Source organism: Pseudohalocynthiibacter sp. F2068, assembly GCF_023015645.1.
GTDB classification, from domain to species: domain Bacteria; phylum Pseudomonadota; class Alphaproteobacteria; order Rhodobacterales; family Rhodobacteraceae; genus Pseudohalocynthiibacter; species Pseudohalocynthiibacter aestuariivivens.
Genome location: NZ_JALKAK010000038.1, coordinates 1 through 1,132, shown reverse-complemented (window position 1 = coordinate 1,132; position 1,132 = coordinate 1). Strand labels below are relative to the sequence as shown.

2 protein-coding genes are annotated in these 1,132 nt (G+C 49.4%); one reads left to right on the top strand and one right to left on the bottom strand.

Annotated elements, in window-relative coordinates; all coding sequences use genetic code 11:
- Positions 1-195 (top strand): GNAT family N-acetyltransferase (locus tag MWU63_RS20300; protein WP_343229490.1); only part of this gene is annotated, 195 nt, incomplete at its 5' end.
- Positions 196-353: 158 nt separating this feature from the next.
- Here MWU63_RS20300 and MWU63_RS20295 read toward each other — a convergent pair.
- On the bottom strand, positions 354-971 hold the full coding sequence (locus MWU63_RS20295) for a sulfotransferase family protein (RefSeq protein WP_247079822.1): 618 nt from the start codon (positions 969-971) through the stop codon (positions 354-356).
- Positions 972-1,132: the final 161 nt, after the last annotated feature.

The window sequence follows — 1,132 nt, the reverse complement described above, 5'->3', positions numbered from 1 at the left end:
AAGCTGATGGAAAGCATTCTCAAGGATGCTCGAAACCTAGGCGCAGAAAGCGTTCTATTGGACACAGGCATCTACGACACGGCGGCGCAGGCTTTGTATCTTAAGCTCGGGTTTCGTAAAATCGAATATTATCCAGAAGGGGAGAACGATCCGTTGCTCCAGCCCTACCTTGTATTCATGCAACTGGATATTTGAAAACCGTGTGGCATTGTATTTGGTTGCACGTGCTCTGCCGAAGTTGCCCTCGGCGAAAGTCCGATCTGGGCGGTCATCTGACGCTTTCACAAGGTCAAAGGTTTTAAACCCCTTGATTAGATATCAAGAGGTCTAAAGTTCATCGCCAAACGTATTGTTTATGACAGGTCAACGCCCTTTTCAGCAAATCGCCCGACAATATCCTGTGTTGTATTTCCGCTCGGATAACTGACCTCGGGAACGGAAAGGCCCAACCAGTTGCATAGCGGCTCCCATCCGTCTCCAAGAGAATGGATCAAGAGCCGCTCAGTATCGACTGTTGCGATGACCTCTTCTATGTTCCGGTTATAGGTCGCAATGGCATGGTTCCGGTCGTCAGGACGCCCGTCAAAGACTTGTTCAGCAACTAATAATTTGGCCAACCCATTTGGATCGTCACCGCTCTGGATGTATTTAAGGATTGTTGCCTCAAAGCTATTCCACCAACTCTCCGCTGACCGCATCGTCAGCAGGACTTTCGCCTCGGGATACACTTTTATCAAAGATCGCCAGTAGTAGGCTGAAGGCCAGTCCACGCAAGCGTGGTAACCCGAAAAAAGGAAGTCCCAATCCGGCTGCGAGCCCTTGGCAAGATCAAGCCATGGCTGCCTCAGGGGCATACCTTCTTCTAGCTCAAACATATGGTGTGTGGGTCCGACGCCGAGAATGTTCAGAGCGGCGCGCATTGAATCGGTGCCTGTCCTACCAAATCCAGTTCCAATTACTTTGAGTGTCACGAAAACCTCCAAACCCATCCTTGCTTCGTGTTTGAGCCGTGCGCTTGCTTCAATAGAAGCATTGCAAATCTCGGTGTCAAAGTATTCCTACTGGTTTCGCAGCAGTAATAGGCTTTCGATAAAATCGTGATCAAATTGGGTTCAAAGCGTTAGTTTGCTGC